The organism is Pseudoflavonifractor phocaeensis, from assembly GCF_016901735.1.
Classification (GTDB): Bacteria; Bacillota; Clostridia; order Oscillospirales; family Oscillospiraceae; genus Pseudoflavonifractor_A.
The window spans coordinates 1-918 of sequence record NZ_JACLZC010000159.1 but is presented as its reverse complement, the minus strand read 5'-3'; the positions used below and the strand labels follow the sequence as shown (position 1 = coordinate 918).

The 918-nt window shown below is 58.4% G+C and carries 1 protein-coding gene; it reads right to left on the bottom strand.

The annotated features are described in order from the left end of the window. The coding region (locus H7U37_RS15005) for a hypothetical protein (protein ID WP_204876967.1) at nucleotides 1–918 on the bottom strand (918 nt) is incomplete at both ends.

The window sequence follows — 918 nt, the reverse complement described above, 5'->3', positions numbered from 1 at the left end:
CCGAAATGCTGCTGGCCTGGAAGGTAACGGCGGGGTTATCCAGAGCAAAAGTGGGATTGCACCAGAACATGGGCAGAGCGGAGTCGTGGATACGATGAATGATGTCCCGCTCGATTTCTTCGGCCAGTTGGCAGGCATTGCCGCCCGCCTGGGGATAGACGTCCATGAGATAGTCATCCAGAGAGCGGTTGACCTGGGGGGCAAAGACAGTTTCCATATAGCGGATGATATATGTGGCGATTTTATCGTCCTCCTGATCCTGCCATTGGTCATAGCACTTGAGAAGGTGGGTCACGAATTTGCTGACCACCTCATGGGGAGACAACTGAGCCACGACCTCGTCCAGCTTGGGCCGGACCTCCTTTAGCGCCAGGATGTGCCGGGTGTAAGGGGAGGGCGCGGCGGCGTCGCTGTCCAGGTAGCGCAGATTTTCGGTAAAGGTCTCGTTGAGGTCGTCCAGCAGCTGGACAAGGGGGGCAAAGAAATCGTGATAAAGTATGGACAGCTCATTTTTCAGGCCGCGCAGGGTGGCGGCCAGGTCGTCGCACTCGTTGCAGCGGTTGTAGAGAAGGTACCACTGCCGGACGGCTTCCGCATACCGCAGGTAATTTTTCTTGTTGGTATGATGGTAGAAGTCGGCGCTGCACTGCATGACGTACTCGTCATAGCCGCCGGAGCCGCTGCCGCGGAGCTGAAGTTCCTGGGTGTTTTTCTCTTCCTGGGCCTGCCGGATGGCGCCGTCCAGGGCGGACATCAGATCATAGCCGGCGTGGTTGAGGAGGCCGGCGGCGTAGTAGGGGCCATACTGTGGGTCCATGCACAGCTCACAGAGCTTGCGGAAGATACGGCCACTCAGAGAGCCGGTAGGAACCTTATCGAAATCAAAGGAGACCAGCGGGGCGTTGAGGGCGGCGCGGT